Here is a 26,610-nt window from a genome sequence, read left to right as displayed (position 1 = left end):
GCACAAGGGCGGTTGGCGTTTATTGTTCATTTCTACAAAAGCCTTGGACTTGATGCCGAATGCTCTGGCCTCATCGCTGGCAAGCCAGCTCCCACAGGGATCTTCAGTGGCTACATAACTTGTAATCACCTTGTAAACCTGTGGGAGCTGGCTTGCCAGCGATGGCGGCCTTAAGAACAACTCATACCGCCGGATCAGTCTGCGGCAGTAATTGCACCCCAAGGTACAACGCCAACATCCCGTCCAGCCGCAACGGATCAACTCCGCTGATCTCGGCAATCCGCTCCATCCGGTAACGCAAGCTGTTGCGGTGAATGCCCAGCGCATCGGCACAGGCCTGGCTCTGGCCGTCGTGTTCACACCAACTGCGCAGGGTCGCGAGCAACTGGCCGTTACCGTCCTTGGCAATCACTTTGCGCAACGGTTTGAGCAGTTCATCCAGCGCGTCGTCATTGCGATGGCGCCAGAGCATCACCGGCAAACGATAGCGATTGAGCGTCAGCAGTCGCGACTGCGGCAGCACCTCCCGCCCATACGCCAGCAGATCGCCGACCCGACGATAACAGCGACGCAAACCGGCCAGCCCATCCGCCTGCCCGCCCACGGCGATGCGCAGAATGTTCCAGCCCAGGCCATCCAGCTTTTCCAGCAAACGATCATGCTCAACCGTCTGACTTGCGGGCCGGCACCACAGCAGCGATGACTTGGCCGAACTCACGCACCAGCTGTCCGGGTAGCGCGAGGTCAACCATGCGCTCAATGCCTCGACGGTTTGTCCCGGCCCTTGTTCCAGGCCCAGCTCGAACAGGTACGGCACCCGGGTCAACTGCGGCTTGAGCCCCAGTTGCTGCGCCTCATCGACCAGCCGCGGCGAGTCGCCGGCATCGCTCAACAGCAACGCCAGCAGGTCATCGCAACGCTGGCGCCGCCATTGCTGCTCGGCCTGCTGATTGCGCTGACCAACGAGCATTTCGGCAGTCATGCGCACCAGTTCGGCGTAGGTGCGCAGTTGCTCCGGCTCGCCGGTAATGCCGAGCACGCCAATCAGGCGCTGATCGAGTAACAGCGGCAGGTTGATCCCCGGCTGCACACCTTTGAGATGCACCGCGGTTTGCGCATCGATTTCCACCACACGGCCGTTGGCCAGCACCAGTTGCGCGCCTTCGTGACGGGTGTTGATGCGCTCCGGTTCGCCACTGCCAAGGATCAGGCCCTGGCTGTCCATGACGTTGACGTTATAGGGCAAAATGGCCATGGCCCGGTCGACGATATCCTGAGCGAGGTCGTGATCGAGTTCGAACATGATCGGCAAAATCCTTAAGCAACGGCGGCGGACGGTTGTTCACCCGCACAGGGTCTGGCGGCAAACCCTGTGCTCAGGCACAAAGACAATCCGGCCACAGGTGGCCGAGACTCTCAGGGCGATCAACGTTAACCTGTGCATCGCAAAAAATCATAATAAAGAGAGAGCCGCTATGTCGCAGAGCGCCGCAGCTACCCAGACCATCGACGACGGTAAAAACGCCGTCTACAAACGCATCACCCTGCGTTTGATTCCCTTCATTTTCATCTGCTACCTGTTCAACTACCTCGACCGGGTCAACGTTGGCTTTGCCAAACTGCAGATGCTCGACGCGTTGAAATTCAGCGAAACCGTGTACGGCCTCGGCGCCGGGATCTTCTTCATCGGCTACGTGCTGTGCGGCGTACCGAGCAATCTGGCCCTGACTCGATTCGGTCCGCGACGCTGGATCGCGCTGATGATGATCACCTGGGGCACCCTATCGACCTGCCTGTTGTTCGTCACCACCCCGACCCAGTTCTACACCCTGCGCCTGTTCACCGGTGCGGCCGAAGCCGGGTTCTTCCCCGGTGTGGTGTTGTATCTCTCGCAATGGTTCCCGACGTTTCGCCGTGGGCGGATCATGGCGCTGTTCATGTCGGCGATCCCGGTCTCGGGCCTGCTCGGCAGCCCGTTTTCCGGTTGGATCCTCAACCACTTCGCCGCCGGCCAGGGCGGTCTGGCCGGCTGGCAGTGGATGTTCCTGCTGCAAGGCATCCCGACGGTGATCCTCGGCGCCCTCGCCTATTTCCTGCTGAGTGACAGCTTTGCCAACGCCAAGTGGCTGAGCCCGCATGAGCGCGCGGTGCTTGAAGCCGATCAGGCCGAAGACCTGGCGAACAAACCGAAAACCACCTCGGACTCGCTGCTCGCGGTATTCAAGAACCCGGCGATCTGGGCGTTTGGCCTGATCTACTTCTGCATCCAGAGCGGTGTGTACGCGATCAACTTCTGGCTGCCGTCGATTATCAAGAACCTTGGCTTCAGCGACAACCTGGTGATCGGCTGGTTGAGCGCGATCCCCTATCTGCTGGCGGCGGTGTTCATGCTGCTGGTCGGGCGTTCGGCGGACTTGCGCAAAGAGCGTCGCTGGCACTTGGTGGTGCCGATGCTGATGGGCGCCCTCGGTCTGCTGATCGCGGTGAACTTCGCCGCCAACCCGGCCATCGCCATTCTCGGCCTGACCCTTGCGACCATGGGCGCGCTGACCGGTCTGCCGATGTTCTGGCCAGTGCCGACTGCGCTGTTGAGCGCAGGCGCCGCGGCCGGCGGACTGGCGTTGATCAACTCGATGGGGCAGATGGCCGGCTTCCTCAGCCCGTACCTGGTGGGTTGGGTCAAGGACAGCACCGGTTCGACCGATGCCGCGTTGTATCTGCTGGCGGGTGTGATCGTTGGCGGCAGCTTGCTGGCGTTGCGCATGACGAGGACTCTGCGGGCTTAATCATCACGCTTTAAGATCAAAAGATCGCAGCCTGCGGCAGCTCCTACAGGAAAACGCGTATTTCCATGTAGGAGCTGCCGCAGGCTGCGATCTTTTTTTGCTCACTGATTGCAACGCCCGAACTTGCCAATCACGGAAAAATCCCGCAAAAACGCACAGATCTTTAAAGGATTTTTACCAATGAGCTCGATTCTCGATCTGGAGATCTTCGTCCGCGTGGCCGACTCCGGCAGCATCTCCGCCGCCGCCCGCGCCCTGGAACTGACGCCGGCCGCCGCCAGCATTGCGTTGAAGCGCCTGGAAACCCGTCTCGGCATTCGCCTGCTCGCGCGCTCCACCCGCAGCATGCGCCTGACCGAAGAAGGTCGGCGCTATCTCGACAGTGTACGCATCGCCTTGTCCGCCCTGGCCGAAGGCGAACAAGCGCTCAAGCAACACGACGAAGGCCTCAGTGGGGTGCTGCAACTGGCGGCGCCGTCGGATTTCGGGCGCAACGTATTGTTGGCATGGCTGGATGAATTCAAACGCGAACACCCGAATATTCAATTGCAACTGCTGCTAAACGATCGGCACGCCGATCTGTTTCGCGAAACCGTGGATGTCGCGCTGCGCTTCGGCGTGCCCAGCGACTCGACGCTGGTGGCGCTGCCGATTCTGCCGGCGCATCGACGAGTAGCCTGCGCCAGCCCGGACTATCTGGCTCGCCATGGTACCCCGCAACATCCCGGCGAACTGAACGAGCACAGCGCCCTGCTCTATTGGCGCAACGGCCGGCCTTACAACACCTGGCGCTTCAGTCGCGAGGACGAAACGCTGGAAGTTGAAGTCCACGGTGACTATCTCAGCGATGACGGCGAAGTCGCGCGGCGCTGGGCGCTGGCCGGGCATGGCATTGCCTACAAGGCCTGGCTGGACATCGCCGAGGACGTGCGCGGCGGACGCCTGCTGACGCTGTTCGATGACTGGCATGGCGAGAGCGTGCCGTTCAATCTGCTCTGCCCGCATCGGGTCCAAGTGTCCGAACGCGTTCGGGTGTTGCAGGCGTTTTTACAGACGCGTTGCGCAGCACTGAGCCGATAATTCACTTTGCCCCGTCGGATGCTTCTGGTATTTGATGGAAGCTTTCCCACCGATAAAAGGATTTCGGCATGAGCTATCGCACACTGGGGCACTCGGGGTTGCAGGTGTCCACCCTCACCCTCGGCACGATGATGTTTGGCGAACAGACCAGCGCCGAGGATTCGCTGCGCATCATCGACAAGGCCTGGGATCAGGGCATCAATTTCATCGACACCGCGGACGTCTACACCAACGGCCGCTCGGAAGAAATTGTCGGCGAGGCGATCGCCCGCCATCGGCACGACTGGGTGTTGGCAACCAAGGTCGGTTTCGGCCCGGCGGACGGCGTGCCAAACCGCAGCGGTTTGAGCCGCAAGCACATCTTCAACGGTCTGGAAGCCAGCCTCACGCGCCTCGGTACCGACTATCTCGACATCTATTACCTGCACCGCGAGGACCACAACACCCCTCTGGAAGTAACCGTGTCGGCGATTGGCGATCTGATTCGTCAGGGTAAAATTCGCTATTGGGGCTTGTCGAACTATCGCGGCTGGCGCATCGCCGAGGTGATTCGCATCGCTGACAAGCTCGGTATCGACCGCCCGGTGATCAGCCAGCCGCTGTACAACATCGTCAACCGCCAGGCCGAGACCGAACAGATCACCGCCGCGCAGACCTATGGCCTCGGCGTGGTGCCTTACAGCCCGCTGGCCCGTGGCGTGCTCAGCGGCAAATACGCACCCGATGTCACTCCGGATGCCAACAGCCGCGCCGGACGTCAGGACAAACGCATTCTGGAAACCGAATGGCGGGTTGAATCGCTGCGCATTGCTCAGCAGATCCAGCAATACACCCAAGGCCGTGGCGTGGGCATGGTCGAATTCGCAATTGCCTGGGTGCTGAACAACAGTGCGGTAACTTCGGCGATCGTCGGGCCGCGCACCGAGCAGCAGTGGGATGCTTACACCAAGGCGCAGGCGGTGCAGATCACGGCGGAAGATGAAGCGTTTATCGACTCGCTGGTGACGCCGGGGCATGCTTCGACACCGGGGTTCAATGATGTGAGCCATTTTGTGTCCGGCCGTAAACCGCGCCCTATCTGACACCGCTGCCCTGTAGGAGCTGCCGCAGGCTGCGATCTTTTGATTTTAAAAGCTCAAAAGCAAAAGATCGCAGCCTGCGGCAGCTCCTACAGGGCGGCAGCCGGTTCAGAATGTGGGAAATATTGAGCACTCGGCCAATATTCAGAACAAAAACCACGTATCCTGCGCGCCCTGTTTGATCACCCATCCGCGAGGACAGTTTGTCTAAAGGTATCGCTCTATCGGTTTCAGCTTCGGTGCTGTTTGCCGTCATGTATTACTACACCTCGCTGCTCACCCCGTTGAGCGGCGTGGAAATCTTTGGCTGGCGGATGCTGCTGACCGTGCCGTGCATGACCGTGTTCATGCTGGTTTCCGGTGAATGGCGGCGGGTGCTGGAATTGCTGCGGCGCGTGGCTGGCTCTCCGAAGCTGACAGGTGGCCTGATCGTTTCGGCAGCGTTGCTCGGCGTGCAGTTGTGGCTGTTCATGTGGGCGCCGCTCAACGGTTATAGCCTCGACGTGTCGCTGGGCTATTTCCTGCTGCCGCTGGCGATGGTGCTGACCGGGCGCATCGTCTACGGCGACAGCCTGTCGTACCTGCAGAAAATCGCGGTGTTCTTTGCCACGCTGGGTGTGGCGAACGAGCTGTATCGGGTCGGCGGTTTTTCCTGGGCGACCCTGGTGGTCGTTGTCGGTTACCCGCTGTACTTCGTGCTGCGCAAACGCCTGAAGACCGACAACCTCGGCGGTCTGTGGGTCGACATGACGCTGATGCTGCCGGTGGCGTACTGGTTTGTACGCGGTGGCGAGCAAGGCTTTGCCGTGTTCGATCAGTATCCGGGCCTGCTCTGGCTGATCCCGCTGCTCGGTTTGATCAGTGCGTCGGCGCTGGTGGTGTACATCATTGCCAGCCGCTTGTTGCCGTTCAGCCTCTTTGGTCTGCTCAGCTATGTCGAGCCGGTATTGCTGCTCGGTGTCGCGCTGTTGCTCGGTGAAAGTATCAAGGCCGGTGAATGGCTGACTTACATCCCGATCTGGCTGGCGGTGGTGGTGCTGGTGTTTGAAGGCTTCAAGCACTTGATGCGGCAACGCCGCTCTTAAAAGCAAAAGATCGCAGCCTTCGGCAGCTCCTACATTGGATACATTCTCTGTAGGAGCTGCCGAAGGCTGCGATCTTTTGATCTTGAAAAAACCTGGCATAAGCCAGGCTTTTTTATGGCTTACTCGGTCGCGAGTACACCACGGCGCACCTGGTCACGCTCGATCGATTCGAACAGCGCCTTGAAGTTGCCCTCGCCGAAACCATCGTCGCCCTTGCGCTGGATGAATTCGAAGAACACCGGCCCCATCAGGGTTTCCGAGAAGATCTGCAGCAGCAGACGCTTGTCATCCGGGTTCGACGAGCCGTCGAGCAGGATGCCACGCGATTGCAGTTGATCCACCGGCTCGCCGTGGTTCGGCAGACGGCCTTCGAGCATTTCGTAGTAGGTGTCCGGCGGCGCGGTCATGAAGCGCATGCCGATCTTCTTCAACTGATCCCAGGTCTTGACCAGATCGTCGGTAAGGAACGCCACGTGCTGGATGCCCTCGCCGTTGAACTGCATCAGGAACTCTTCGATCTGCCCGGCGCCCTTGGACGACTCTTCGTTCAGCGGGATGCGGATCATGCCGTCCGGTGCGGTCATCGCTTTCGAGGTCAGGCCGGTGTATTCGCCCTTGATATCGAAGTAGCGGATCTCACGGAAGTTGAACAGCTTCTCGTAGAAGTTGGCCCAGTAGGCCATGCGGCCGCGGTACACGTTGTGGGTCAGGTGATCGATGATCTTCAGGCCGGCACCGACCGGGTTGCGATCAACGCCTTCGATGAACACGAAATCGATGTCATAGATCGAGCTGCCTTCGCCGAAACGGTCGATCAGGTACAGCGGCGCGCCGCCGATACCTTTGATCGCCGGCAAGTTCAGCTCCATCGGCCCGGTTTCGATATGAATCGGCTGAGCACCCAATTCCAGGGCGCGGTTGTAGGCTTTCTGCGAATCCTTGACCCGGAACGCCATGCCGCACACCGACGGACCATGCTCGGCAGCGAAGTACGACGCTACGCTGTGCGGTTCATTGTTGAGGATCAGGTTGATCGCGCCCTGGCGGTAAAGGTGCACGTTCTTGGAACGGTGGGTCGCGACTTTGGTGAAGCCCATGATCTCGAAGATCGGCTCCAGGGTGCCAGGAGTCGGCGATGCGAACTCGATGAACTCAAAGCCCATCAGGCCCATTGGGTTTTCGTATAAATCTGCCATGGTGACGCCTCATCATTCTTATCAATTAACCAGAGTTAGTTGTCAGTAATGCTGAGACCGGCGGGTGGTGCGCAGGAGATGCCTCGCACACTGCGGGCGAGGAAGTCACCGTAGATCAGTTGAAACCCGAATATCTTCATTGTCGACCCAAGGCTCTTGCGGGCGAGGCTTCTGCTGCCAGAAGACGTTTATTATTGTATGCGTAACCGGATTCTACACAGCGTAAATAGGGTTGTCTGCCCTCTCTATAAAATCCGCCTTTTTCGCATCGGTGCAAGGGGTTTGTTGCACAGGTAAATTCCCGCCAGCACCAGCGCGCCGCCAAAGCACAGAGTCAAGGTCAGTTGCTCGCCAAGCAACAGCGCGCCGAGCAGCACTGCGGTCAGTGGATTGAGGGCAATGAACACGCCGGAACGGGTCGCACCGATTTTGCGGATGCCGTCGTAGTAGCCGATGTAAGCCAATGCCGAGCCGAACACACCGAGGTAGCTCAGGCTCAGCCATTGCGGCGTGTCGAGATTGAGCAAGGCTGCCGCGCTCATCTCGCCACGCAATGTCGCCAGCACCAACAGCATCACGCAGCCGATCAATACCGAAAACGTCACCGTCTGCAGCGGGCCGAGTGCCTGATTCAACTCGCGGGAAAACAGCGAGTAAATACCCCAGCCCGCTACGCAACCGAGAATCAACAAATCGCCGATCCAGGCATTCGGAGTAACGGCGAGCAATTGCGGGTTGCGACTGACGATCACCAGACTCGCGCCGCCAATGCACAGGGCGATGCCGGCGACTTTCACCCGGCCCAGGCGCTCCTTGAACAACAGCCAGGAAGCCAGGCCGATCACGGCTGGATTCAACGCGACGATCAACGAAGCGCGCGAGGCATTGATGTACTGCAGGCCATAAAAGAAACAGAGGTTGTAGAAAAAGATCCCGAAGAACCCCAGCAGCGTCAATTGCAGCCATTGCCGAGGCGTTGGTCGTACCAGCGGGATACGCGCAATCCATACAAACCCGAGCAACGCCACGCTGGCGAGCAGGAAGCGCAGGCTGGCGGCGAACAGCGGGCTGAGGCTGCCCGCCAGAAAACGCCCGGCGACAAAGGTCCCGCCCCAAATCATGGTCACGGCTGCCAGCGTCAGATAAACCGACCGATCAGAAACGTTATTGCGAGTTTGCTCCACGTTGCGCATGACGCTCCAAACCAGAGAAGCCAAAGGATGGCGTATCATTCACTTCATTCATTGTCATCGTAAAATGAGCAAACACTCATGACCCTCACGCAACTGGAGATCTTCTCACTGGTCGCCGAACTGCGCGGCTTCACCCTCGCCGCCCATCGTCTGGGGATTTCGCAGTCAGCGGTATCCCACGCCATGAAATCCCTGGAGCAGGAGTTGGGCGTCGAGTTGTTGCGCCGACACCCGTCGCAGGTGGAGCTCACCGATATCGGCGAGCAGTTGCTCCAGCGCGCACGCGCCATGCTCGGCCTGGCCAACACTCTGCGCCAGGAGGCGGCCGATGTGCGGGGTATGAAAAGCGGTACGCTGCGCATTGGCTCGTTCGGCCCGACGGCGTCGATCAAGTTGCTGCCGAGAATTCTGCAGCGCTATCGCCAAGTCCATCCCGGCATAGAAGTGCACATCGATGAGGGGCCGGACCGGCAGGTACTGCAGTGGCTGGAAGAGCGGCGAATCGACGTCGGTTTCGTGGTGTTGCCCGAGGAGCGCTTCGACACTTTTGCGCTGGTCGAAGACCAGATGGTTGCCCTGCTCCCGCTCGGTCATCCACTGGCCGCAAGCGCGGCGCTGAGCCTTCAGGATTTATGTGCCGACCCCTTTGTGCTGACCGAGGCCGGTTCAGCGGAACTGGTTTCACGCCTGTTCACAGCCGCGCGCCTGCAACCGAACATTCGCTACCGCTGCTCGCAATTGCTCAGCACCCTTGACGTCGTCAGCCGGGGCGATGCAGTCACGGTCGTCGCCGAAGGCTCATTGCCAGACGATCCAGCGCCGCGCTACGTGAAGAAGCCGCTGTCGCCGGCGGTGCAACGTCTGATCGGCCTCGCTGTTCTCGATCAGCGTCAGGCTTCGCCCGCCACGCGGGCATTTATCGAACTCGCCAAGCAGATCAATCAGCCGTGAGCGGCACAAGCGCCAGCAGCCATCTATCATCCCTTCTGACTCCGCTGTTCTTCACCGATGCGCCGTTGCCAGGCCTGCATTCGAGCGTTCCACCTCATCGCAACAGGATGCGCCTATGCCCTTGACCGTCAGACCCCGCCGCAAACGTAGCGTGCGCATTTTGGTGACCCTGCTTTGCGGTGTATTGCCCGTCCTGCTGGGCGGCGGGATTCTGTATATGCAAGCCGAACGGGCCTTGCAGCAGAGCACGCAAAACACCGCCGATGAGGCGTTGCGCCAATTCGAGCTGATGCTCGACAACACTGCCCAGGCTGCCATCGAGTTATTGCCCCTGACTGGCCAGCCCTGCGAAAGCGTAAAACTGGCTTTGCGCGAACAGGTGACCCGCCGGCCTTTCGTGCGCTCGACCAACCTGGTGTGGGACAACAACCTCTATTGCAGCTCGTTGTTCGGTGATTTCAAGGAAGCCGTGAATCCGGGCGACTATGCGCAAGGCAAACTGTGGTTGATGAATGGCAACCCCGTCACGCCCGACACCGCGCTGCTGGTGTATCGGCTCAGCGAAGGTCGCGGTGGCGCGCTGACTACGCTCGATGGCTATCACTTGAGCAACATCCTGCGCCTGATCGGTCGGCAGACGCAGTTGGTGCTGCAGGTCGGCGACAACTGGCTGTCGGCCGATGGCAAAGTGCATCAGGGCGCCCTCCCGCCGCTGCCGATAGCGCAAAGTACGTTGGTGTCTTCACGTTACGCCTTCAGTGTCAGCGCAGGGTTCGCGCAAGGGCAAACGTGGCGCTACATGGCCGCCGAATACCCACCGCTGTTCAGCCTGCTGATCTTTTTCGGGGTGATCTCGGGCGCGATCGCTCACGTCCTGCAACGACGCGCCACCTCGCCCAGCCATGAAATGCTCCGCGCTCTGGAGGCCGGCGAGTTCATCCCTTACTTTCAGCCGGTGGTGCATGGTGACAGCAGGAAATGGTCCGGCACCGAAGTGCTGATGCGCTGGAAACACCCCAAGGAAGGTCTGGTGCGCCCGGACCTGTTCATCCCGTTCGCTGAACATTCGGGTCTGATCGTGCCCATGACCCGCTCGCTGATGCAACAGACTGCCGCCCTGCTTGGCCCGCTTTCTGTGGACTTCGACCAACCGTTCCATATCGGCATCAACATCACCGCCAGTCACTGCCAGGACCTGGAGCTAGTGGAGGACTGTCGCGAATTTCTCGCCGGGTTTGCCCCCGGCAGTATCAACCTGGTGCTGGAGCTGACCGAGCGCCAACTGATCGAGCCGACCGATGTCACGCACCAGTTGTTCGAGCAGTTGCACACGCTCGGCGTGATGATCGCCATCGACGACTTCGGCACCGGGCATTCAAGCCTGGGCTACCTGCGAAAATTCAATGTCGACTTTCTCAAGATCGACCAGAGTTTTGTCGCGATGATCGGCATTGATGCGCTGTCGCGGCATATTCTGGACACGATTATCGAACTCTCGGCCAAGCTTGATCTGGGTATTGTTGCCGAAGGTGTAGAAACTCCGGCACAGGCTGACTACCTGACCGCACACCACGTCAACTTCCTGCAAGGCTATCTGTTCGGAAAACCCATGCCCGGCGCTGACTTCATCGCTGCATTAAGTGATCGTTAACTAAAAATAAATTAAGCCCGACGCTTCGACCCGACGCACCAAATTGATACAAAACACCACTGTTGTTACATGACGACAAGATCAGGATTTACTCTTGGCGCATTAACTACTACAATTTTTTCAGCCTGTGCAAGATTGACAGGTGAGCCATTATCACCGAGTCGCTTCAAGGCTCTTGGCTTATAGCTTTGTTTGCGGTTGGTATCAGCCAAACACACTATTGGAGTAAAGATATTGTCCAGACTCGCTGAATTTCGTGCAGCTGAAAAGGCCCTTCAGGAACAGCTCAAGCAGCTGGAATCGCTGAAGAACGATGCCGGGCTCAAGAAAGAAATCGAATTCGAAGAAAAGCTCCAGGGGCTGATGAAAACCTACGGCAAAGGCCTGAAAGACATCATCGCCATTCTCGATCCGAACCCGTCCAAGTCCGGCTTGCAAGTGTCCGCCGCACCAAAAACCCGCCGCGCTCGCGTGGTCAAGGTTTATCAGAACCCGCACACCGGTGAACTGATCGAAACCAAGGGCGGCAACCACCGTGGCTTGAAAGCCTGGAAGGAACAATACGGTGCAGCCACCGTTGATTCCTGGTTGCGCGGTTAATCTTGCGCCAACAAACAAGCCCTGCTGTATGCAGGGCTTTTTTTTCGACAATATCTAACAAAAGCAACGATTTCCCCCGCGCTAGTTATCAATCCGCTTTAACACCCACAAGACGTGAGGCTAAAAATTCATGCCGGGATGTTGCGACGGTCACCGCTGCTAAACTTTGTGCTTAATGCCTTCGAGGTATCTAACCTGGCCGAGGTGATACAGAGGCTTAAAGTTTCAAGCTGTTTCTCACGGCGACTATTTCGTCAGCACTGGCCTTATAAATCTCAGCCTGACCCGCGTAAGAAAGTACATAAGCCTTATCCGCCCCGACCGCCGCAACCAATGTTTGCGACAACACATGTCGGCCATTTTCAGTGATCGTACAGGTGGTTTCCAGTGCGTCCAGAGCGCCGAGTTTCGCCGGGTGCACCTTATTGCACACACTCTGATAACCACCCTGGAAAAAGTCTTTCTGAATCGACTTGCGCATCTCCAGCAGCACGCCCGGCACATTGACCTGATGACCAGCTTCAACCTGAGTCATGGTCAACTCCATCACCATGACCTGATTGCCATCGGCGTCGTTTTTCACCGCACGCTGGCGCGACACCTGCGGCGGTGTGTCGGGCAATGTCTGGATTTCCCACCCCGCAGGCCAGGTGATACTCGGCTGATCGGCCCATGCCGGAGCGGCCAGCAGCGACGAGAAAAGGCAAACGAATAGCACGTTGAACGGTCGGATCATTACCAGAGGCACTCGCAGATTGAGCAGCAAAGTCTGAGGCCCGGTCGCCCCCAGAGCAAGCCGCGCATTCGGTTTGGCGATGCCGCCCCGCATGCGTATCATTGCGCCCATTCACTCGCCCCATTGTTACGGAGGGCCTATGAGCCTGCACGAACTGAACACTTTCCCCGGCGTCACTGCCACGCCAGACAGCGCAACCCGCAACTTCGTCTTCAACCACACCATGCTGCGTGTGAAGGACATCACCAAGTCCCTGGACTTCTACACCCGCGTCCTGGGCTTCTCGCTGGTTGAAAAGCGTGACTTCCCGGAGGCCGAATTCAGCCTGTACTTCCTCGCCCTCGTCGACAAGTCGCAGATCCCGGCCGACGCCGCGGCCCGCACCGAGTGGATGAAGTCGATTCCCGGCATCCTCGAACTGACTCACAACCACGGCACCGAAAACGACGCCGACTTCGCTTATCACAATGGCAACACCGACCCGCGCGGTTTCGGTCACATTTGCATTTCGGTGCCGGACATCGTTGCGGCTTGCGCGCGCTTTGAAGAGCTGGGCTGTGACTTCCAGAAGCGCCTGACCGATGGCCGCATGAAAAGCCTGGCGTTCATCAAGGACCCGGATGGCTACTGGGTTGAAATCATTCAGCCTGCGCCGCTGTAAAAAGATCGCAGGCCTCGCCAGCTCCTACACATCCTCTGTAGGAGCTACCGCAGCCTGCGATCTTTTGCTTCACCCATAAAAAAACCCATGATCGCTCATGGGTTTTTGCGTTTCAGCGACTGATGCTTACGCCGGCGCAGAAGTGCGGATCAAGTGATCGAACGCGCTGAGGGAAGCCTTGGCGCCCTCGCCCACTGCAATCACGATCTGCTTGTACGGCACGGTGGTCACGTCACCCGCCGCGAAGATCCCCGGGATCGACGTCTCGCCACGGTTGTCGACGATGATCTCGCCGCGTGGCGACAGCTCGATGGTGCCTTTGAGCCAGTCAGTGTTCGGCAGCAGACCGATCTGTACGAAGATCCCTTCCAGCTCGACGTTGCGCAGTTCGTCAGTCTTGCGATCCTTGTAACGCAGGCCGTTGACCTTCTCGCCATTGCCGGTGACTTCAGTGGTTTGCGCACTGGTGATCACGGTGACATTTGGCAGGCTGTGCAGTTTGCGTTGCAGCACCGCGTCGGCACGCAGTTGCACGTCGAACTCCAGTAGCGTCACGTGGGAAACGATACCGGCCAGGTCGATGGCCGCTTCGACGCCGGAGTTACCGCCGCCGATCACCGCCACACGCTTGCCTTTGAACAGCGGACCGTCGCAATGCGGGCAGTACGCCACGCCTTTGTTGCGGTATTCCTGCTCGCCTGGCACGTTCATTTCACGCCAGCGTGCGCCGGTCGCCAGAATCACGCTCTTGGCTTTCAGGGTCGCGCCACTGGCGAAGTGGACTTCGTGCAGCTCGCCGTTCTTGCCCGGGATCAGCTTGTCGGCGCGCTGCAGGTTCATGATATCGACGTCGTACTGCTTGACGTGTTCTTCCAGCGCCGTCGCCAGTTTCGGGCCTTCGGTTTCCTGCACGGAAATAAAGTTCTCGATGGCCATGGTGTCCAGCACCTGACCGCCGAAGCGCTCAGCCGCAACCCCGGTGCGAATGCCTTTACGGGCGGCATAGATAGCAGCCGAAGCACCGGCCGGGCCACCGCCAACTACGAGGACATCAAAGGCTTGTTTGGCGCTGATCTTCTCGGCCTGACGCTCGATGGCGCCGCTATCGAGTTTGGCGAGGATTTCTTCCAGGCCCATGCGGCCCTGACCGAAGTTTTCACCGTTGAGGTAAATGCTTGGCACGGCCATGATCTTGCGATCGTTGACTTCGTCCTGGAACAGCGCGCCGTCGATGGCGACGTGACGGATGTTCGGATTCAGCACGGCCATCAGGTTCAGAGCCTGGACCACGTCCGGGCAGTTCTGGCACGACAGCGAGAAGTAGGTTTCGAAACTGAACTCACCCTTGAGCGAGCGGATCTGTTCGATCACTTCGGCACTGGCTTTCGATGGGTGGCCGCCGACTTGCAACAGGGCCAGCACCAGCGAGGTGAATTCGTGACCCATCGGGATGCCGGCGAAACGCAGGCTGATGTCGGCACCTGGGCGGTTGATCGAGAACGACGGCTTGCGGGCATCGGTGCCGCTGTCGATCAGGGTAATTTGGCTCGAAAGACTGGCAACGTCTTTGAGCAGGTCAAGCATTTCCCGGGATTTCGCACCGTCGTCGAGGGAAGCAACGATCTCGATCGGCTGGGTGACCCGTTCCAGGTACGATTTCAACTGGGCTTTAAGATTGGCGTCCAACATACGGGCGATCTCCTGTGTCTTTATTCAAGGCGAAAAAAAGCCCGAGCGAATCTCGCCCGGGCTTTTTCAATGGGCGGTGCAGCTTACTGAAGTAGGTGCGGAGTCCCGCCCTGTGTTGCGTGTCTCACAGACTCAGATCTTGCCGACCAGGTCCAGGGACGGAGCCAGAGTGGCCTCGCCTTCTTTCCACTTGGCTGGGCAAACTTCGCCTGGGTGAGCAGCAACGTACTGAGCAGCCTTGATCTTGCGCAGCAGCTCGGAAGCGTCACGGCCAACGCCGCCATCGTTCAGTTCAACGATTTTGATCTGGCCTTCAGGGTTGATCACGAAGGTGCCACGGTCAGCCAGACCAGCTTCTTCGATCAGCACGTCGAAGTTGCGGGAGATGACGTGGGTCGGGTCGCCGATCATGGTGTATTCGATTTTGCCGATGGCTGGCGAAGTGTTGTGCCAGGCAGCGTGGGCAAAGTGGGTGTCGGTCGAAACGCTGTAGATTTCCACGCCCAGTTTCTGGAACGCAGCGTAGTTGTCGGCCAGGTCTTCCAGCTCGGTTGGGCACACGAAGGTGAAGTCGGCTGGGTAGAAGAACACTACGGACCATTTGCCTTTCAGGTCAGCGTCCGAGACTTGTACGAAGTCGCCGTTTTTGAATGCGGTAGCTTTGAACGGTTTTACTTGGCTGTTGATGATAGGCATTGATGACTCTCCGTCAGGGTTGTGAATTCGATGGGTGAATCCTACCCACTCACTCGACGGATGGCTCATTGGCAAACCTGATGCTGCTGATTTGTTTTCGCTATTAGCTGACTGTATTAATAGAAGAAAACCATATCTACGACGAAGCCGGCTTATCCGTAATCCGAGCCATCCCGTGAAAGGGGCTCGCTTCAACATAGCGCATGGCTGACTTCATATCCTTCCAGCCGACGTAGCTCATCAAGGATTTCAGATCCCAGCCACTTTGATGCGCCCAGGTGGCAAAGCCGCGACGCAGGGAATGACTGGTGTAGCGCTCGGACGGGATGCCGGCGCGCTCCAGCGCCTGACGCAGTAATGGAATGACACTGTTGGCGTGCAAGCCCTCCTCGCTCAGATGTCCCCAGCGGTCGATGCCGCGAAACACCGGACCGCGTACCAACGCCGCCTCGGTGATCCAGTCGATATAAGCCTGCACCGGGCACAGCTTGAGCAGCGCCGGTGCCTGATAGGTCTGCCCGAGGTTCTCGCGGTCGCCCTTGCTGCGCGGTAGATACAAGGTGATGCCGCTGCCGGCGTGCGCCTGCACATGCTCGATCTGCAAACGGCACAGCTCATCGCTGCGAAAGCCGCGCCAGAAACCCAGCAGGATCAGCGCCCGGTCGCGACAGGCCTTGAGCAACTGCGGACGATCTTGCTGCTGCCGCGCACTGCGGACTTCCTGTTCAAGCCAGTCGACCACTTGCTGCAGATCGTGCAATTGCAGCGGCTCGGCCTGTTTTTCCTGCGCCGGATGCAGTGCGCGAATGCCTTTGAAGACCTTGCGCACCACTGGCGCCTTGGTTGGGTCGGCAAAACCCTGACTGTTGTGCCACTGCGCCAGCGCCGACAAACGCAGCTTCAGCGTATTGATCGACAGCACGCCAGCATGCTCGACCAGATAACGCGCAACACTATCGGCCGTCGCCGGCAGGAATCCACCCCACTTGACTTCAAAGTGTTCAATCGCCGAACGATAGCTGCGGCGGGTGTTGTCACGGGTGGCGGCTTGCAGATAGCGATCAATCTCGCTCATGGACAGTGTTCTCGCTGGCGTACTGATTCAGGGCGCAAAAAAGCAATTTAATCACCTGACATTGGGTAATACCAGTATATCCCGCCTGTTATTAATCAAACATTTAACTTTATTTTCAGCGTGGTACACTGCGTACTTTGGTGGCATGTACCACAGTACGAAACGGTAGGAGTTCACATGGCCCGTGGCGGCGTAAATAAGGCAGTGGTGCAGATCGCGCGCGCAGCGATTCTGGCCCGAGGCGAACACCCCAGCATCGATGCTGTACGCATCGAGCTGGGCAACACCGGTTCGAAAACCACGATCCATCGCTATCTGAAAGAGCTGGACGACGGCAGCCAACCGGTCGAAGCGTCCGCAGAACCGATCAACGATGAGCTGACGGCGCTGGTCTCACGCCTCGCCCAGCGCCTGAAAGAACAGGCACAAGAGCCCATCGAACAAGCGCGCGAGCAGTTCGAAGAGCAGCGTGAAGCGCTGGAAGAGGAACTCAAAAAGGCACGCCAGGCACTCGAACAGCTGGAGCAACAGCACGACATCCAGGGCGCAGCGCTGACCCGGGAATCCGAAGCGCTGAAAGAAACCCGATCAATGTTGCAGACCGAACAAACCCGCAACGCCGGACTCAACCAGGCGCTGGCCGACTTCGAATTGCGCCTGCAGGACAAGGACGAGCAGATCCGCTCGCTGGAAGAAAAACATCTGCACGCCCGCGATGCGCTTGAGCATTACCGCAACGCCACCAAAGAGCAGCGCGAGCAGGAGCAGGCCCGTCACGAAGGACAGCTGCAGCAGTTGCAGATGGAATTGCGCCAGGCGCAACAAAGTGCGCTGGTGCGTCAGGACGAGATCACCCAGCTGCACCGCGACAACGAACGTCTGCTCACGGAAAACCGTGGTACCCAGCGCGAACTGAGCCTGATGCAGGATCAGCTCAAGCACAGCAACCAGCGTCAGGATCAGTTGCTGGAGCAAGCCACTCGCGTCGACAGCGAGCGCACCCTCCTCCAGGAACGCTTGCGCGTGGCCCTGCTGGAGAGTCAGACGCTGAAACAGGATGCCGACGAACAGCGGCAGCTCAATCAGTCACTGGAAAAGGAATTGACCAAGACTCAAGCGAGCCTGGAAGACAGCCTGCGTCTGGCGGCTACCGTTGCAGCAGCGCCAGACACAGCCAAAGCGAAGGATGCTTAAGCGCCGACCGGCGTACGCATGGTGACGAACTCTTCGGCGGCCGTCGGGTGCACCCCGATTGTGTCGTCGAAGTCACGCTTGGTCGCGCCAGCCTTCAGAGCAATCGCCAGACCTTGCACGATCTCACCCGCGTCCGGGCCGACCATGTGGCAGCCGAGTACTTTGTCGGTCTTGCCGTCGACCACCAGTTTCATCAGAGTTTTCTCCTGACATTCAGTCAGCGTCAGCTTCATCGGACGGAAGCGGCTCTCGTAAATCACCACCTCGTGGCCCGCTTCCCGCGCTTCCTCTTCGGTCAGGCCGACAGTGCCGATGTTCGGCAGACTGAACACCGCCGTCGGGATCATCTTGTAATCCACTGGACGATATTGCTCCGGCTTGAACAAGCGCCGCGCCACCGCCATGCCTTCGGCCAGTGCAACCGGCGTCAGTTGCACGCGACCGATGACGTCACCCAACGCCAGAATCGATGGTTCACTGGTCTGATACTGCTCGTCGACCTTGATAAAGCCCTTGTCTGTAAGCTGCACATCAGTGTTTTCCAGGCCCAGATTGTCCAACATCGGACGGCGGCCCGTGGCGTAGAACACGCAGTCGGCTTCCAGTACGCGGCCATCCTTGAGGGTCGCCTTGAGGCTGCCGTCAGGCTGTTTGTCGATGCGCGCGATGTCGGAATTGAATTGCAGATCCATACCGCGCTTGGTCAGCTCTTCCTGCAAATGCTTGCGCACCGAGCCATCGAAACCACGCAGGAACAGATCACCGCGATACAGCAGCGTAGCGTTCGCGCCCAGGCCGTGGAAAATCCCGGCAAACTCGACCGCGATGTAACCACCACCGACCACCAGTACCCGTTTCGGCAGCTCTTTGAGGAAAAACGCCTGATTGGAACTGATCGCGTGTTCGTGCCCCGGAATCTCCGGAATCTGCGGCCAGCCTCCGGTGGCGATCAGAATGTTTTTCGCGGTAAAGCGCTCACCGTTGACCTCGACCTCATGCGGGCCGACGATCTTCGCGTGGGCTTCGTGCAGGGTCACGCCGCTGTTGACCAGCAAGTTGCGATAAATGCCGTTGAGGCGATTGATCTCGCGGTCTTTGTTGGCGATCAGGGTCGCCCAGTCGAAATTGGCTTCACCCAGACTCCAGCCGAAACCGGACGACTGCTCGAAGTCTTCGGCGAAATGCGCGCCGTACACCAGCAGTTTCTTCGGCACGCAGCCGACGTTGACGCAGGTACCGCCCAGATAACGGCTCTCAGCCACCGCCACTTTCGCGCCGAAACCGGCCGCGAAGCGCGCCGCACGTACACCGCCGGAACCGGCACCAATCACATAAAGGTCAAAATCGTAGGCCATTGCTATCTCCTCGGCAGGCCAACAGCATACCCGCCGCCGTCCATTGGGCAAGCGCCGTGCGCAGCTTTTCGCCCGTCTCGGCGAAGTCGGGAAATATGTCCAAATAATAATATTTCTTGTTTGATACTAAATCGTCGGGCTGCACCTCGTCTTTGAACCAACGGATTTTTTCCCTCGAAGACAAGGAGTCGGCTGCGATGTTCGCGCCCATTACCCGTTCCATGACCCTGACTGTCGGCTTGTTCAGCATGGCGTTGAGTCCCGATCTGCTGGCTGAAACCGACCCTGAAACAGCGCCACAATCCGCCGCCCAGGCGCTGGAACTGGACGCCACCAGCGTCAGCGCCGAAGGCCTCGGCGTTAACACTGAAAACACTGATTCCTACACCACTGGCGCGATGAGCACCGCGACGCGGCTGAACCTGTCGATCAAGGAAACCCCGCAATCGGTGTCCGTGGTCACGCGCCAGCAGATGGATGATTTCAAGCTCGGTACCTTGTCCGAAGCCATGCGCCAGACCACCGGCATCGTCGTGCAACACAACGACTCGGACCGAGTCAGCTATTCGGCGCGGGGTTACCCGATCAACAATTTCCAGATCGACGGCATGCTCAACACCTTCGGGCGCATGAAGTCGGATTCGGACACCATCATCTACGACCGCATCGAAGTGGTCCGCGGCGCGACCGGCCTTACCACCGGCGCCGGTGATCCCTCCGCCACCATCAACATGGTGCGCAAACGCCCGACTGCCCAGTGGCAGGCACTAGCCGGGGTCAGCGGTGGCAGCTATGACAACTATTACAGCTATGTCGATGTTGGTGGGCCGCTGGCTTTCGACGGCCGGCTGCGCGGGCGCACGGTGCTGGCCTATCGTGACAGCCAGTCGTTCCGTGACAAATACGCGCTGCAGCGCGAGGTCGGCTACGGCATTCTCGAGGCTGATCTGACCGACTCCACGGTGCTTGCCGTCGGTTACGACTATCAGGACAAGCAGGTACAAGGCACCTCCTGGGGCACCGTGCCGTACTGGAACGCCGACGGCAGCAAGGCGGGTCTTGGCCGGTCGACCAACATGGCGACCTCCTGGAGTTCCTGGCCGCTGAAGGACAAGACCGCATTCGTCACCCTGGACCAGCAATTGGGTAATGGCTGGAAGCTGAAGGCCGCCTACACCCACCGCGAAAGTGATACCGACGGCAAGGTCTATTACGGCGGCTCCGGTTTTCCCGAGGCCGACCGCAGCGGCATGACGGCCTACATGGGGCACATGCTCGGCACGCAGAAAATGAGCGTGTACGACTTCAACCTGTCAGGGCCGTACCAGCTGTTCGGCCGCGAACACGAGATGATGTTCGGCTACGGCGAGGCGGAAAACCGCTCGACTTCGCCCTACGCCTTCAACAGTCCCCAAGCCGCCGACTACGGCAAGATCCGCGACTGGAAATACATGGGTGACATCGGCAAATTCGCCGACACTGTCACCAGCCTGCCGGGCGCGCGAGGCATCACTCGGCAAAAGGCCGGTTACCTCGCGACCCGTCTGAGCCTGACCGATGAGCTGCATGCCGTCATCGGCAGCCGCTATGGCAGTTGGGACGAATCCAGCACCGATTACTACTATGACGCGCAGCAAAAACTGAGCAGCACCGATGCCACCCATCAGCGTCAGAACGATATCTGGACGCCCTACGCCGGCCTGCTTTATGACCTGACGCCGGAGTACACGGCTTACGTGAGCTACACCGACATTTTCAAACCGCAGAGTAAACGCGACAGCAACCGCAATTACCTCGACCCCGTGGTTGGCAGCAACTACGAAGTCGGGCTCAAGGGCGGCCTGCTCGACGAACGCCTGAACCTGGCGACAGCAGTGTTCTGGAGCAAACAGGACAACGTCGCCGAGCGCGACAACTCGGTGCCCCCAGACCCGGTGAGTGGCGAGGAGTTTTTCAAGTCCGGCGGCAAGGGCAACAAGGTCAATGGCTTCGAAGCCGAAGTGTCCGGCGAAATCCTCAATGGCTGGAACATGACTGCCGGCTACACCTACACCCATTCCGTCGACGGTGAAAAACAGCGCAGCAACACCGCTCAACCGCTGAACATGCTGCGGCTGTCCACGGCCTATCGCTTACCGGGCAACTGGCACGCACTGACTGTCGGTGGCGCGGTGAACTGGCAGAGCGATGTCTATGGCGCGGCCAACCGCCCGATCGGGCGCGGCGCCAACGGCCGAATCATCACCGAACCGGCGCGTATCACTCAGCAGGCCTACAGCGTGGTCAAGCTGATGTCGCGTTATGAATTCGACAAGCACCTGTCGGCATCGCTGAACGTCGATAACCTGTTCGACAAGAAGTATTACGACAACGTCGGCTTCTACAACGGCGTGTACTGGGGCGATCCGCGCACGGTGACGCTGAGCCTGGACTGGAAGCTCTGACCCATCCAATCAAACCAAACCCTGTGGTGAGGGGATTCATCCCCGATGGGTCGCGAAGCGACACCAGGCTCGAGGTGACGCGCAATGCGTCACCCAATCCCCTTACCACCGCTGTTAACCCCGAGTTAATGCCGCGCCGGGACACTGTGCCCCGAGATCTGCTTCATGGACGAACGGCTCCCACGTTTTTCAGTAGGAGGCACCATGAAAACCACCACCGCCATTCTTGCCGGGCTACTCGCCCTCGGTTCCGCCAGCGCCTTTGCCGAGGGCGGCGCCGAACGCATGCGGCATTACTACGACAACTTCCCGGTCCACCACGCGCCAAGCGAACAGCCGACCGATAGCAAAACAGCGGAACTGCAGGTTCCGAACGATCAGACCGCGCAAGTCACCGAGTCTTATCGCGACTGATTCACCGAGCAACCGATGGACCTCCGATGGCTCCGCTCTGGCCTCGGAGACGACAGTTGGGCGCCCTGTCCCGGGCGCCTTTTTTTATGCCTGTAGATCCTTGATCCAGAACAGCATGCGGCCATGTTCCGGGTCGAACATGCCGGGGGCGAAGCCGAACTTTTGATAGGCGTTCTGCGCCACCGCATTGCCTTCGAGCACTTCCAGGGTGATCTTGCAGCAGCCGCGCTGGCGGGAAATCTCCTCGACCTTGCGCAGCATTTTCTGGCTCAGCCCGAGGCCGCGAAATTTCGCCAGCACTGACACATCGTGAACATTGACCAGCGGTTTGCAGGCAAACGTCGAGAACCCTTCGAAGCAGTTCACCAGCCCTGCCGGCTCACCACCGACAAACGCCAGCACGCTGAACGCGTGGGGCCGGCGGGCCAGCTCTTCAGGTAGACGACGCAGCAGCTCGGGGGCAATCGGCTGACCGCCGCCCATCGGATCTTCTGCGTAGTGATTGAGCACAATGCCGATGGCTTCGGCGTGCAGTGGATTGGTGTAGCTGGCTTGCAGCACAAGTATTTCTGCGGAATCCATTTCCATCCCCGATCATGGCCCCGGCGTGCAAAGTGCGCACCTGAAAGGCTGCTCGACCTTAACGCGAGGCTGCCGTGGGCCACAACCCGAGAAACGCTGATAGCAAACGCCTGCAGGAGCTGCCGCAGGCTGCGATCTTTTGATTTTCCAGCGTCAGCGCCCCCAGATCAGCTCCTCGGTCCAACCCAGTTCGGCAAAATCCTGAGCACGCAGGCCGCTCTCGCCAGCGCAGAAAAACTCATCCAGCTGCGGCGGTTTCACCGAAGTTGCGCTGAGCATCGCATGCACTTGCCCACGATGATGGATCTGATGCTCGAACAGGTGCGAAAGCATGCGCAAGCGACTGTCGTGCTGCGGTGTTTCCCGGGCGATGGTGACGATCCGCCCCAGATCGGCATCGCGCAGTTGCTCACAATAAGCGATCAACCGACGGTCCACGTGCGCCTGCTCTTCACGCAGCGCAGAGGCCTCGGTAAAAGGCTCGTCACGGTTGAAAAACACATAGCAGTCGGGATGCGGCTCGTCACCGCGCAACTCGCGTTCCAGCGCGTCGACGTAGAACCAGTCGCACGTCAGGATGTGATTGAGTGTGAGGCGGATGCTCGGAAAAAAACTCACCCGTGGCGCTGCCAGAGCCTCAGCGTCGAGTTGGGCCCAGGCGTTGCCCAAGCGATGATTGGCCCACGCGTTCTGGTAGGCCATGGTCAGTAAATGATGCGACAGCGGTTGGCTTATGTTCGCGCCCTCTGCGCTCAGGATTCGGCGAAACGCTGCAACTGCATCTCCTGCAATCGGCTGAGGGTGCGCCGGAACGGAAATTCCAGATAACCCTCGGTGTACAGCGCGTCCATCGGCACCTGCGCCTCAATGTACAGCGGGACTTTACGGTCGTAACACTCGTCGACCAAGGCGATGAAACGACGCACGCCGTCGTCGTGCACCGACAGTTGCGGCAGTTCGCGGTCGCCGGCCACCACCTGCGCCGAGCCATCCTCGGTACCGCGAGCGATACGCCCTTCGCGCTTCTGTGCGCTGAGGTTCGGCACATCGCTCAACAGAATAGCCCGATAGCGATCGCACAGCGCGATAAAGTCCATCGCGGCAAACGGTTGCTCGCAGAGATCGGCGTAGCGGCACCAGAGCACCGATTCGCTGGCCCGCACCACGTTCAACAGGCGATGGCTGACGGGCACCGGCTCGTTGCTGGCGGGCTGCCCGGCGTTAAGCGACTGGAAGACCTGCTGCAGCGCGCTGTCCTGCCCCGGCGCAACGACAAAATACCGCTGCAGACCTGCACCCGGATGCAGGCGATGATCCTCGGCACCGTTCACCGCCACCACTTGCATATGCGCCTTGATCGCGGCAATCGCCGGGACAAAACGATCACGGTTGAAGCCGTCGGCGTACAGCTCATCCGGCGGCAGGTTGGAGGTGCAGACCACCACCACGCCTTCGTCGAACATCACCTGAAACAGCCGCCCGAGAATGATCGCATCGCCGATGTCGTTGACGAACAGTTCGTCGAAGCACAACACCCGTACTTCCGCCGCCAACTCTTTGGCCAACGCCCGCAACGGATCGGCAATGCCAGTGAGCTGGAACGAGCGCTGGTGCACCCAGCCCATGAAATGATGAAAGTGCTGCCGTCGGGCCGGCACCCGCAGGCTCTGATAGAACTGATCCATCAACCAGGTCTTGCCGCGCCCGACCGGGCCCCACAAATACACGCCGGCGACCGAACGGGCACCGGCATGCAAGGCTTCATGGCATTTTTGCAGCGCCCAGACCGCATGTTCCTGGGCTTCATCCTGGATGAAGCCCTTGTGCTCGATCGCGTGTTGCCAGGCGCTTAGAGGAGAGTCGAAAGTCATGCGCGGCAGTATATATCCCTGTAGGAGCTGTCGAGTGCAACGAGTCTGCGATCTTTTGATTTTGTTTTTCAAGATCAAGATCAAGATCAAAAGATCGCAGCCTTCGGCAGCTCCTACAGGGAATTGTGTTTTTAAAGGTCAACTTTATGTCGGGCGGCGTAGAGGCAGAGCATTTCCATGGCCAGGGTGGCCGCTGCCAGCGACGTCACGTCCGCATGATCATAGGCCGGTGCCACTTCCACCACGTCCATGCCCACCAGATTGATTCCGCGCAAACCACCGAGGATTTCCAGCGCCTGCAGCGTGCTCAACCCGCCACACACCGGAGTGCCGGTGCCCGGGGCAAAGGCCGGATCGAGGCAGTCGATATCGAACGTCAGATACACCGGGTGGTCGCCAACCCGTGCGCGAATTGCCTCGACAATCGCCTCGCAGCCACGCCGATGTACCTGACGTGCATCAAGCACGGCAAAGCCCTGATGATCGTCATTGGTGGTGCGCAAACCGATCTGCACCGAGCGCGCCGGATCCACCAGCCCTTCCCTGGCCGCATGCCAGAACATGGTGCCGTGATCGACACGTTTGCCGCCCTCGTCCGGCCAGGTGTCGCTGTGCGCATCGAAGTGGATCAGCGACAGCGCGCCGTGTTTGCGGGCATGGGCCTTGAGCAGCGGATAGGTAATGAAGTGGTCGCCACCAAAGGTCAGCATCGCGCTGCCGGCATCAAGAATACGCTCGGCGTGGGCCTCGATGCTTTCCGGAATGGTGTGCGGCGAGCCGTAATCGAAGTCGCAATCGCCGTAGTCGATCACCGCCAGATGATCGAACGGATCGAACGCCCACGGCCAGTGGCGCTCCCAGGCGATCCCGGTGGACGCGGCGCGAATCCCCCGAGGCCCGAAACGCGCGCCCGGGCGGTTGCTGGTGGCCGTGTCGAACGGAACCCCGCTGACGGCCACGTCGACGCCGCGCAAATCACGGCTGTAGCGGCGACGCATGAAACTGGTGATCCCGGCGTAAGTGCTTTCGGCGGCAGTCCCGTACAGGCTGTCACGGGTCATGGCTTGGTCGTTGAGCATCGGCACGTCCATCGGTGTGCTCCTTTGATTATTGATGGCTACGGAAAGTGGTCCACAGACGCGTGCGCTGACGCATGTCCTTGAGGCTCATGCTGCGGTCGGCGTACAAGCGCTCGCGCATTTCGGCGGGTGGATAGATGTCCGGATCATTGCGCACCGCCTCGTCCACCAGCGGCGTTGCAGCCTGATTGGCGGTGGCGAAAAACAGCGTGTTGGTCAGCTCGGCGACCGATTCGGGGCGCAGCATGAATTCGATGAACGCCCGCGCCGCCTGCGGGTTCGGCGCGTCCTTGGGAATCGCCAGGTTGTCCTGCCAGATCAACGTGCCTTCGCGCGGAATCCGGTAAGCGACCTCGTACGGTTTGCTGGCCTTGTGCGCCTGATCGGCTGCCATGCTCACATCGCCGTTGTAGGTCAGCGCCAGGCATACGCTGCCATTGGCCAAATCGTTGATCTGCCGGCCGGTGGCGACGTACAGCACTGACGGCTGGAGTTTCTGCAACAAGGCTTCGGCGGCGGCCAGATCATTCTTGTCGGTGCTGTAGGGATTTTTACCCAAGTAGTGCAACGCCAGACCAATGACTTCCTGCGGCGAGTCGAGCACAGCAATTCCGCAGTCCTTGAGCTTGCTGGCGTACTCGGGTTTGAACAGCAGGTCGAGGCTGTTCAGCGGCACGTCCGGCAAGCGCTTTTTCACCGCCTCGACGTTCAGCCCCAATCCGAGTGTGCCCCAGGTATAAGGCACGGCGTAGCGATTACCGGGATCGACGGCGGCAAGTTTTTCCAGCAGATCGGGATCAAGGTTGGCGTAACCCTTGAGGCCCTCATGGGGAATTTCTTTCAGCGCGCCCGCCGCCAAGCCACGGGCCAGCACGCTGGACGACGGCACCACCACGTCATAACCGCTGCCACCGGTCAGCAGTTTGGTTTCCAACACCTCGGACGTATCGAAGGTGTCGTATCGCACATGAATGCCGGTCTCCTGCTCGAAACGCTGCAGCGTCTGCGCCGGCACGTAATCGGCCCAACTGTAGAGATTGAGGGTTTTATCCTCGGCCTGTGCCTGGATGACCACGGACAACAACAGCGCGGGAAAACACAGCTTGAATACGGGAGCCATGACAAACACCTGACCGGAGGAAGTGGTGGCAGGATGCGCCGTCGGATACATTGCAGAAATATCAAGTTTGTTA

At 59.5% G+C, this 26,610-nt stretch carries 25 protein-coding genes; 11 read left to right on the top strand and 14 right to left on the bottom strand.

Annotated elements, in window-relative coordinates; translation table 11 throughout:
• Positions 1 to 181: 181 nt before the first annotated feature.
• Positions 182 to 1,303, bottom strand: a complete 1,122-nt coding sequence (locus KVQ82_RS14480) for a sugar diacid recognition domain-containing protein (protein ID WP_222019246.1) — start codon at positions 1,301 to 1,303, stop codon at positions 182 to 184.
• Positions 1,304 to 1,475: 172 nt separating this feature from the next.
• Between KVQ82_RS14480 and KVQ82_RS14475 the strand changes: the two genes are divergently transcribed.
• The 4 genes from KVQ82_RS14475 to rarD all read left to right on the top strand — a co-directional run bounded on the left by KVQ82_RS14475 (position 1,476) and on the right by rarD (position 6,030).
• Positions 1,476 to 2,786, top strand: coding sequence for an MFS transporter (locus KVQ82_RS14475; protein WP_103368989.1), 1,311 nt, complete (start codon positions 1,476 to 1,478; stop codon positions 2,784 to 2,786).
• A 180-nt stretch (positions 2,787 to 2,966) separates the two neighbouring features.
• Positions 2,967 to 3,866, top strand: a complete 900-nt coding sequence (locus KVQ82_RS14470; protein ID WP_222019245.1) for a LysR family transcriptional regulator — start codon at positions 2,967 to 2,969, stop codon at positions 3,864 to 3,866.
• 68 nt (positions 3,867 to 3,934) lie between these two features.
• Complete coding sequence (locus KVQ82_RS14465; RefSeq protein ID WP_222019244.1) at positions 3,935 to 4,948, top strand: aldo/keto reductase; 1,014 nt, start codon at positions 3,935 to 3,937, stop codon at positions 4,946 to 4,948.
• A 200-nt stretch (positions 4,949 to 5,148) separates the two neighbouring features.
• Complete coding sequence (gene rarD, locus KVQ82_RS14460) at positions 5,149 to 6,030, top strand: EamA family transporter RarD (RefSeq protein WP_041064620.1); 882 nt, start codon at positions 5,149 to 5,151, stop codon at positions 6,028 to 6,030.
• A gap of 119 nt (positions 6,031 to 6,149) precedes the next feature.
• Here the strand turns inward: rarD and hppD are convergent, their stop codons facing one another.
• Together hppD and KVQ82_RS14450 are read right to left on the bottom strand one after the other, a co-directional pair.
• Entirely contained in the window at positions 6,150 to 7,226 is a 1,077-nt protein-coding gene (hppD, locus tag KVQ82_RS14455) for a 4-hydroxyphenylpyruvate dioxygenase (RefSeq protein WP_041067161.1), read from the bottom strand.
• 245 nt (positions 7,227 to 7,471) lie between these two features.
• On the bottom strand, positions 7,472 to 8,419 hold the full coding sequence (locus KVQ82_RS14450) for a DMT family transporter (RefSeq protein ID WP_108182646.1): 948 nt from the start codon (positions 8,417 to 8,419) through the stop codon (positions 7,472 to 7,474).
• A gap of 78 nt (positions 8,420 to 8,497) precedes the next feature.
• Between KVQ82_RS14450 and KVQ82_RS14445 the strand changes: the two genes are divergently transcribed.
• The 3 genes from KVQ82_RS14445 to KVQ82_RS14435 all read left to right on the top strand — a co-directional run bounded on the left by KVQ82_RS14445 (position 8,498) and on the right by KVQ82_RS14435 (position 11,621).
• Positions 8,498 to 9,370, top strand: a complete 873-nt coding sequence (locus tag KVQ82_RS14445; protein WP_222019243.1) for a LysR family transcriptional regulator — start codon at positions 8,498 to 8,500, stop codon at positions 9,368 to 9,370.
• Positions 9,371 to 9,485: 115 nt separating this feature from the next.
• Positions 9,486 to 11,021, top strand: a complete 1,536-nt coding sequence (locus KVQ82_RS14440; RefSeq protein ID WP_222019242.1) for an EAL domain-containing protein — start codon at positions 9,486 to 9,488, stop codon at positions 11,019 to 11,021.
• Between the two features lie 234 nt (positions 11,022 to 11,255).
• Entirely contained in the window at positions 11,256 to 11,621 is a 366-nt protein-coding gene (locus KVQ82_RS14435; RefSeq protein ID WP_003224630.1) for a histone-like nucleoid-structuring protein, MvaT/MvaU family, read from the top strand.
• Between the two features lie 217 nt (positions 11,622 to 11,838).
• Here KVQ82_RS14435 and KVQ82_RS14430 read toward each other — a convergent pair whose 3' ends face one another.
• The gene (locus KVQ82_RS14430) at positions 11,839 to 12,357 is read right to left on the bottom strand and encodes a DUF4946 domain-containing protein (protein WP_198759381.1); all 519 of its coding nucleotides are present in this window, start codon (positions 12,355 to 12,357) and stop codon (positions 11,839 to 11,841) included.
• Between the two features lie 139 nt (positions 12,358 to 12,496).
• On the opposite strand from KVQ82_RS14430, the gene gloA reads away from it, so the two are divergent.
• On the top strand, positions 12,497 to 13,018 hold the full coding sequence (gene gloA, locus KVQ82_RS14425) for a lactoylglutathione lyase (protein WP_108182643.1): 522 nt from the start codon (positions 12,497 to 12,499) through the stop codon (positions 13,016 to 13,018).
• Positions 13,019 to 13,144: 126 nt separating this feature from the next.
• On the opposite strand, the gene ahpF is transcribed toward gloA, so the two are convergent.
• From ahpF to KVQ82_RS14410, 3 genes are all read right to left on the bottom strand, one after another.
• The gene (gene ahpF / locus KVQ82_RS14420) at positions 13,145 to 14,707 is read right to left on the bottom strand and encodes an alkyl hydroperoxide reductase subunit F (RefSeq protein ID WP_222019241.1); all 1,563 of its coding nucleotides are present in this window, start codon (positions 14,705 to 14,707) and stop codon (positions 13,145 to 13,147) included.
• A gap of 132 nt (positions 14,708 to 14,839) precedes the next feature.
• Positions 14,840 to 15,403 (bottom strand): alkyl hydroperoxide reductase subunit C, encoded by a 564-nt coding sequence (ahpC, locus tag KVQ82_RS14415; RefSeq protein ID WP_003224621.1) that lies wholly within the window; start codon positions 15,401 to 15,403, stop codon positions 14,840 to 14,842.
• A 136-nt stretch (positions 15,404 to 15,539) separates the two neighbouring features.
• Positions 15,540 to 16,478, bottom strand: coding sequence for a site-specific integrase (locus KVQ82_RS14410; protein ID WP_086791105.1), 939 nt, complete (start codon positions 16,476 to 16,478; stop codon positions 15,540 to 15,542).
• 177 nt (positions 16,479 to 16,655) lie between these two features.
• Here KVQ82_RS14410 and KVQ82_RS14405 point away from each other — a divergent pair, with 177 nt between their 5' ends.
• The gene (locus KVQ82_RS14405) at positions 16,656 to 17,672 is read left to right on the top strand and encodes a DNA-binding protein (RefSeq protein WP_222019240.1); all 1,017 of its coding nucleotides are present in this window, start codon (positions 16,656 to 16,658) and stop codon (positions 17,670 to 17,672) included.
• Here the strand turns inward: KVQ82_RS14405 and gorA are convergent.
• Both gorA and KVQ82_RS14395 read right to left on the bottom strand, forming a co-directional pair.
• On the bottom strand, positions 17,669 to 19,027 hold the full coding sequence (gene gorA, locus KVQ82_RS14400; protein ID WP_222019239.1) for a glutathione-disulfide reductase: 1,359 nt from the start codon (positions 19,025 to 19,027) through the stop codon (positions 17,669 to 17,671). The genes KVQ82_RS14405 and gorA overlap by 4 nt on opposite strands.
• Positions 19,011 to 19,238 (bottom strand): hypothetical protein, encoded by a 228-nt coding sequence (locus tag KVQ82_RS14395; RefSeq protein WP_041067138.1) that lies wholly within the window; start codon positions 19,236 to 19,238, stop codon positions 19,011 to 19,013. The genes gorA and KVQ82_RS14395 overlap by 17 nt, the downstream gene beginning before the upstream one ends.
• On the opposite strand from KVQ82_RS14395, the gene KVQ82_RS14390 reads away from it, so the two are divergent.
• Complete coding sequence (locus KVQ82_RS14390; protein WP_222019238.1) at positions 19,225 to 21,471, top strand: TonB-dependent siderophore receptor; 2,247 nt, start codon at positions 19,225 to 19,227, stop codon at positions 21,469 to 21,471. The genes KVQ82_RS14395 and KVQ82_RS14390 overlap by 14 nt on opposite strands.
• A 204-nt stretch (positions 21,472 to 21,675) precedes the next feature.
• Positions 21,676 to 21,885 (top strand): hypothetical protein, encoded by a 210-nt coding sequence (locus KVQ82_RS14385; RefSeq protein ID WP_108182638.1) that lies wholly within the window; start codon positions 21,676 to 21,678, stop codon positions 21,883 to 21,885.
• An 84-nt stretch (positions 21,886 to 21,969) separates the two neighbouring features.
• On the opposite strand, the gene KVQ82_RS14380 is transcribed toward KVQ82_RS14385, so the two are convergent.
• The 5 genes from KVQ82_RS14380 to KVQ82_RS14360 all read right to left on the bottom strand — a co-directional run bounded on the left by KVQ82_RS14380 (position 21,970) and on the right by KVQ82_RS14360 (position 26,537).
• Complete coding sequence (locus KVQ82_RS14380; RefSeq protein WP_041067176.1) at positions 21,970 to 22,467, bottom strand: GNAT family N-acetyltransferase; 498 nt, start codon at positions 22,465 to 22,467, stop codon at positions 21,970 to 21,972.
• Between the two features lie 153 nt (positions 22,468 to 22,620).
• Positions 22,621 to 23,202: a DinB family protein gene (locus KVQ82_RS14375; protein WP_198759374.1), complete on the bottom strand. Its 582-nt coding sequence runs from the start codon at positions 23,200 to 23,202 to the stop codon at positions 22,621 to 22,623.
• Between the two features lie 17 nt (positions 23,203 to 23,219).
• On the bottom strand, positions 23,220 to 24,338 hold the full coding sequence (gene zapE / locus KVQ82_RS14370) for a cell division protein ZapE (protein ID WP_222019237.1): 1,119 nt from the start codon (positions 24,336 to 24,338) through the stop codon (positions 23,220 to 23,222).
• Positions 24,339 to 24,469: 131 nt separating this feature from the next.
• Positions 24,470 to 25,429 carry an agmatinase gene (gene speB / locus KVQ82_RS14365; protein ID WP_222019236.1) on the bottom strand — a complete coding sequence of 320 codons (960 nt, stop codon included), beginning with the start codon at positions 25,427 to 25,429 and terminating at the stop codon, positions 24,470 to 24,472.
• A 16-nt stretch (positions 25,430 to 25,445) separates the two neighbouring features.
• On the bottom strand, positions 25,446 to 26,537 hold the full coding sequence (locus KVQ82_RS14360) for a polyamine ABC transporter substrate-binding protein (protein ID WP_222019235.1): 1,092 nt from the start codon (positions 26,535 to 26,537) through the stop codon (positions 25,446 to 25,448).
• Positions 26,538 to 26,610: the final 73 nt, after the last annotated feature.

Origin of the sequence: Pseudomonas sp. AO-1, assembly GCF_019775695.1 — a bacterium.
In the GTDB taxonomy this organism is placed as follows: domain Bacteria; phylum Pseudomonadota; class Gammaproteobacteria; order Pseudomonadales; family Pseudomonadaceae; genus Aquipseudomonas; species Aquipseudomonas parakoreensis.
The sequence above is the reverse complement of the archived record's forward strand: the minus strand, read 5'-3'. Positions and strand labels throughout refer to the sequence as shown.

Excerpts from the sequence above, each read along its gene's own strand:
- KVQ82_RS14380 (WP_041067176.1), bottom strand. The coding sequence starts at position 22,467 with ATGGATTCCGCAGAAATACTTGTGCTGCAAGCCAGCTACACCAATCCA.
- KVQ82_RS14430 (WP_198759381.1), bottom strand. The coding sequence starts at position 12,357 with ATGATCCGACCGTTCAACGTGCTATTCGTTTGCCTTTTCTCGTCGCTG.
- zapE (WP_222019237.1), bottom strand. The coding sequence starts at position 24,338 with ATGACTTTCGACTCTCCTCTAAGCGCCTGGCAACACGCGATCGAGCAC.
- KVQ82_RS14470 (WP_222019245.1), top strand. The coding sequence starts at position 2,967 with ATGAGCTCGATTCTCGATCTGGAGATCTTCGTCCGCGTGGCCGACTCC.
- KVQ82_RS14450 (WP_108182646.1), bottom strand. The coding sequence starts at position 8,419 with ATGCGCAACGTGGAGCAAACTCGCAATAACGTTTCTGATCGGTCGGTT.
- ahpC (WP_003224621.1), bottom strand. The coding sequence starts at position 15,403 with ATGCCTATCATCAACAGCCAAGTAAAACCGTTCAAAGCTACCGCATTC.
- ahpF (WP_222019241.1), bottom strand. The coding sequence starts at position 14,707 with ATGTTGGACGCCAATCTTAAAGCCCAGTTGAAATCGTACCTGGAACGG.
- KVQ82_RS14440 (WP_222019242.1), top strand. The coding sequence starts at position 9,486 with ATGCCCTTGACCGTCAGACCCCGCCGCAAACGTAGCGTGCGCATTTTG.
- KVQ82_RS14385 (WP_108182638.1), top strand. The coding sequence starts at position 21,676 with ATGAAAACCACCACCGCCATTCTTGCCGGGCTACTCGCCCTCGGTTCC.
- KVQ82_RS14465 (WP_222019244.1), top strand. The coding sequence starts at position 3,935 with ATGAGCTATCGCACACTGGGGCACTCGGGGTTGCAGGTGTCCACCCTC.
- KVQ82_RS14475 (WP_103368989.1), top strand. The coding sequence starts at position 1,476 with ATGTCGCAGAGCGCCGCAGCTACCCAGACCATCGACGACGGTAAAAAC.
- KVQ82_RS14390 (WP_222019238.1), top strand. The coding sequence starts at position 19,225 with ATGTTCGCGCCCATTACCCGTTCCATGACCCTGACTGTCGGCTTGTTC.
- KVQ82_RS14410 (WP_086791105.1), bottom strand. The coding sequence starts at position 16,478 with ATGAGCGAGATTGATCGCTATCTGCAAGCCGCCACCCGTGACAACACC.
- KVQ82_RS14360 (WP_222019235.1), bottom strand. The coding sequence starts at position 26,537 with ATGGCTCCCGTATTCAAGCTGTGTTTTCCCGCGCTGTTGTTGTCCGTG.
- KVQ82_RS14445 (WP_222019243.1), top strand. The coding sequence starts at position 8,498 with ATGACCCTCACGCAACTGGAGATCTTCTCACTGGTCGCCGAACTGCGC.
- gorA (WP_222019239.1), bottom strand. The coding sequence starts at position 19,027 with ATGGCCTACGATTTTGACCTTTATGTGATTGGTGCCGGTTCCGGCGGT.
- speB (WP_222019236.1), bottom strand. The coding sequence starts at position 25,429 with ATGGACGTGCCGATGCTCAACGACCAAGCCATGACCCGTGACAGCCTG.
- hppD (WP_041067161.1), bottom strand. The coding sequence starts at position 7,226 with ATGGCAGATTTATACGAAAACCCAATGGGCCTGATGGGCTTTGAGTTC.
- gloA (WP_108182643.1), top strand. The coding sequence starts at position 12,497 with ATGAGCCTGCACGAACTGAACACTTTCCCCGGCGTCACTGCCACGCCA.
- KVQ82_RS14405 (WP_222019240.1), top strand. The coding sequence starts at position 16,656 with ATGGCCCGTGGCGGCGTAAATAAGGCAGTGGTGCAGATCGCGCGCGCA.
- KVQ82_RS14480 (WP_222019246.1), bottom strand. The coding sequence starts at position 1,303 with ATGTTCGAACTCGATCACGACCTCGCTCAGGATATCGTCGACCGGGCC.
- KVQ82_RS14395 (WP_041067138.1), bottom strand. The coding sequence starts at position 19,238 with ATGGGCGCGAACATCGCAGCCGACTCCTTGTCTTCGAGGGAAAAAATC.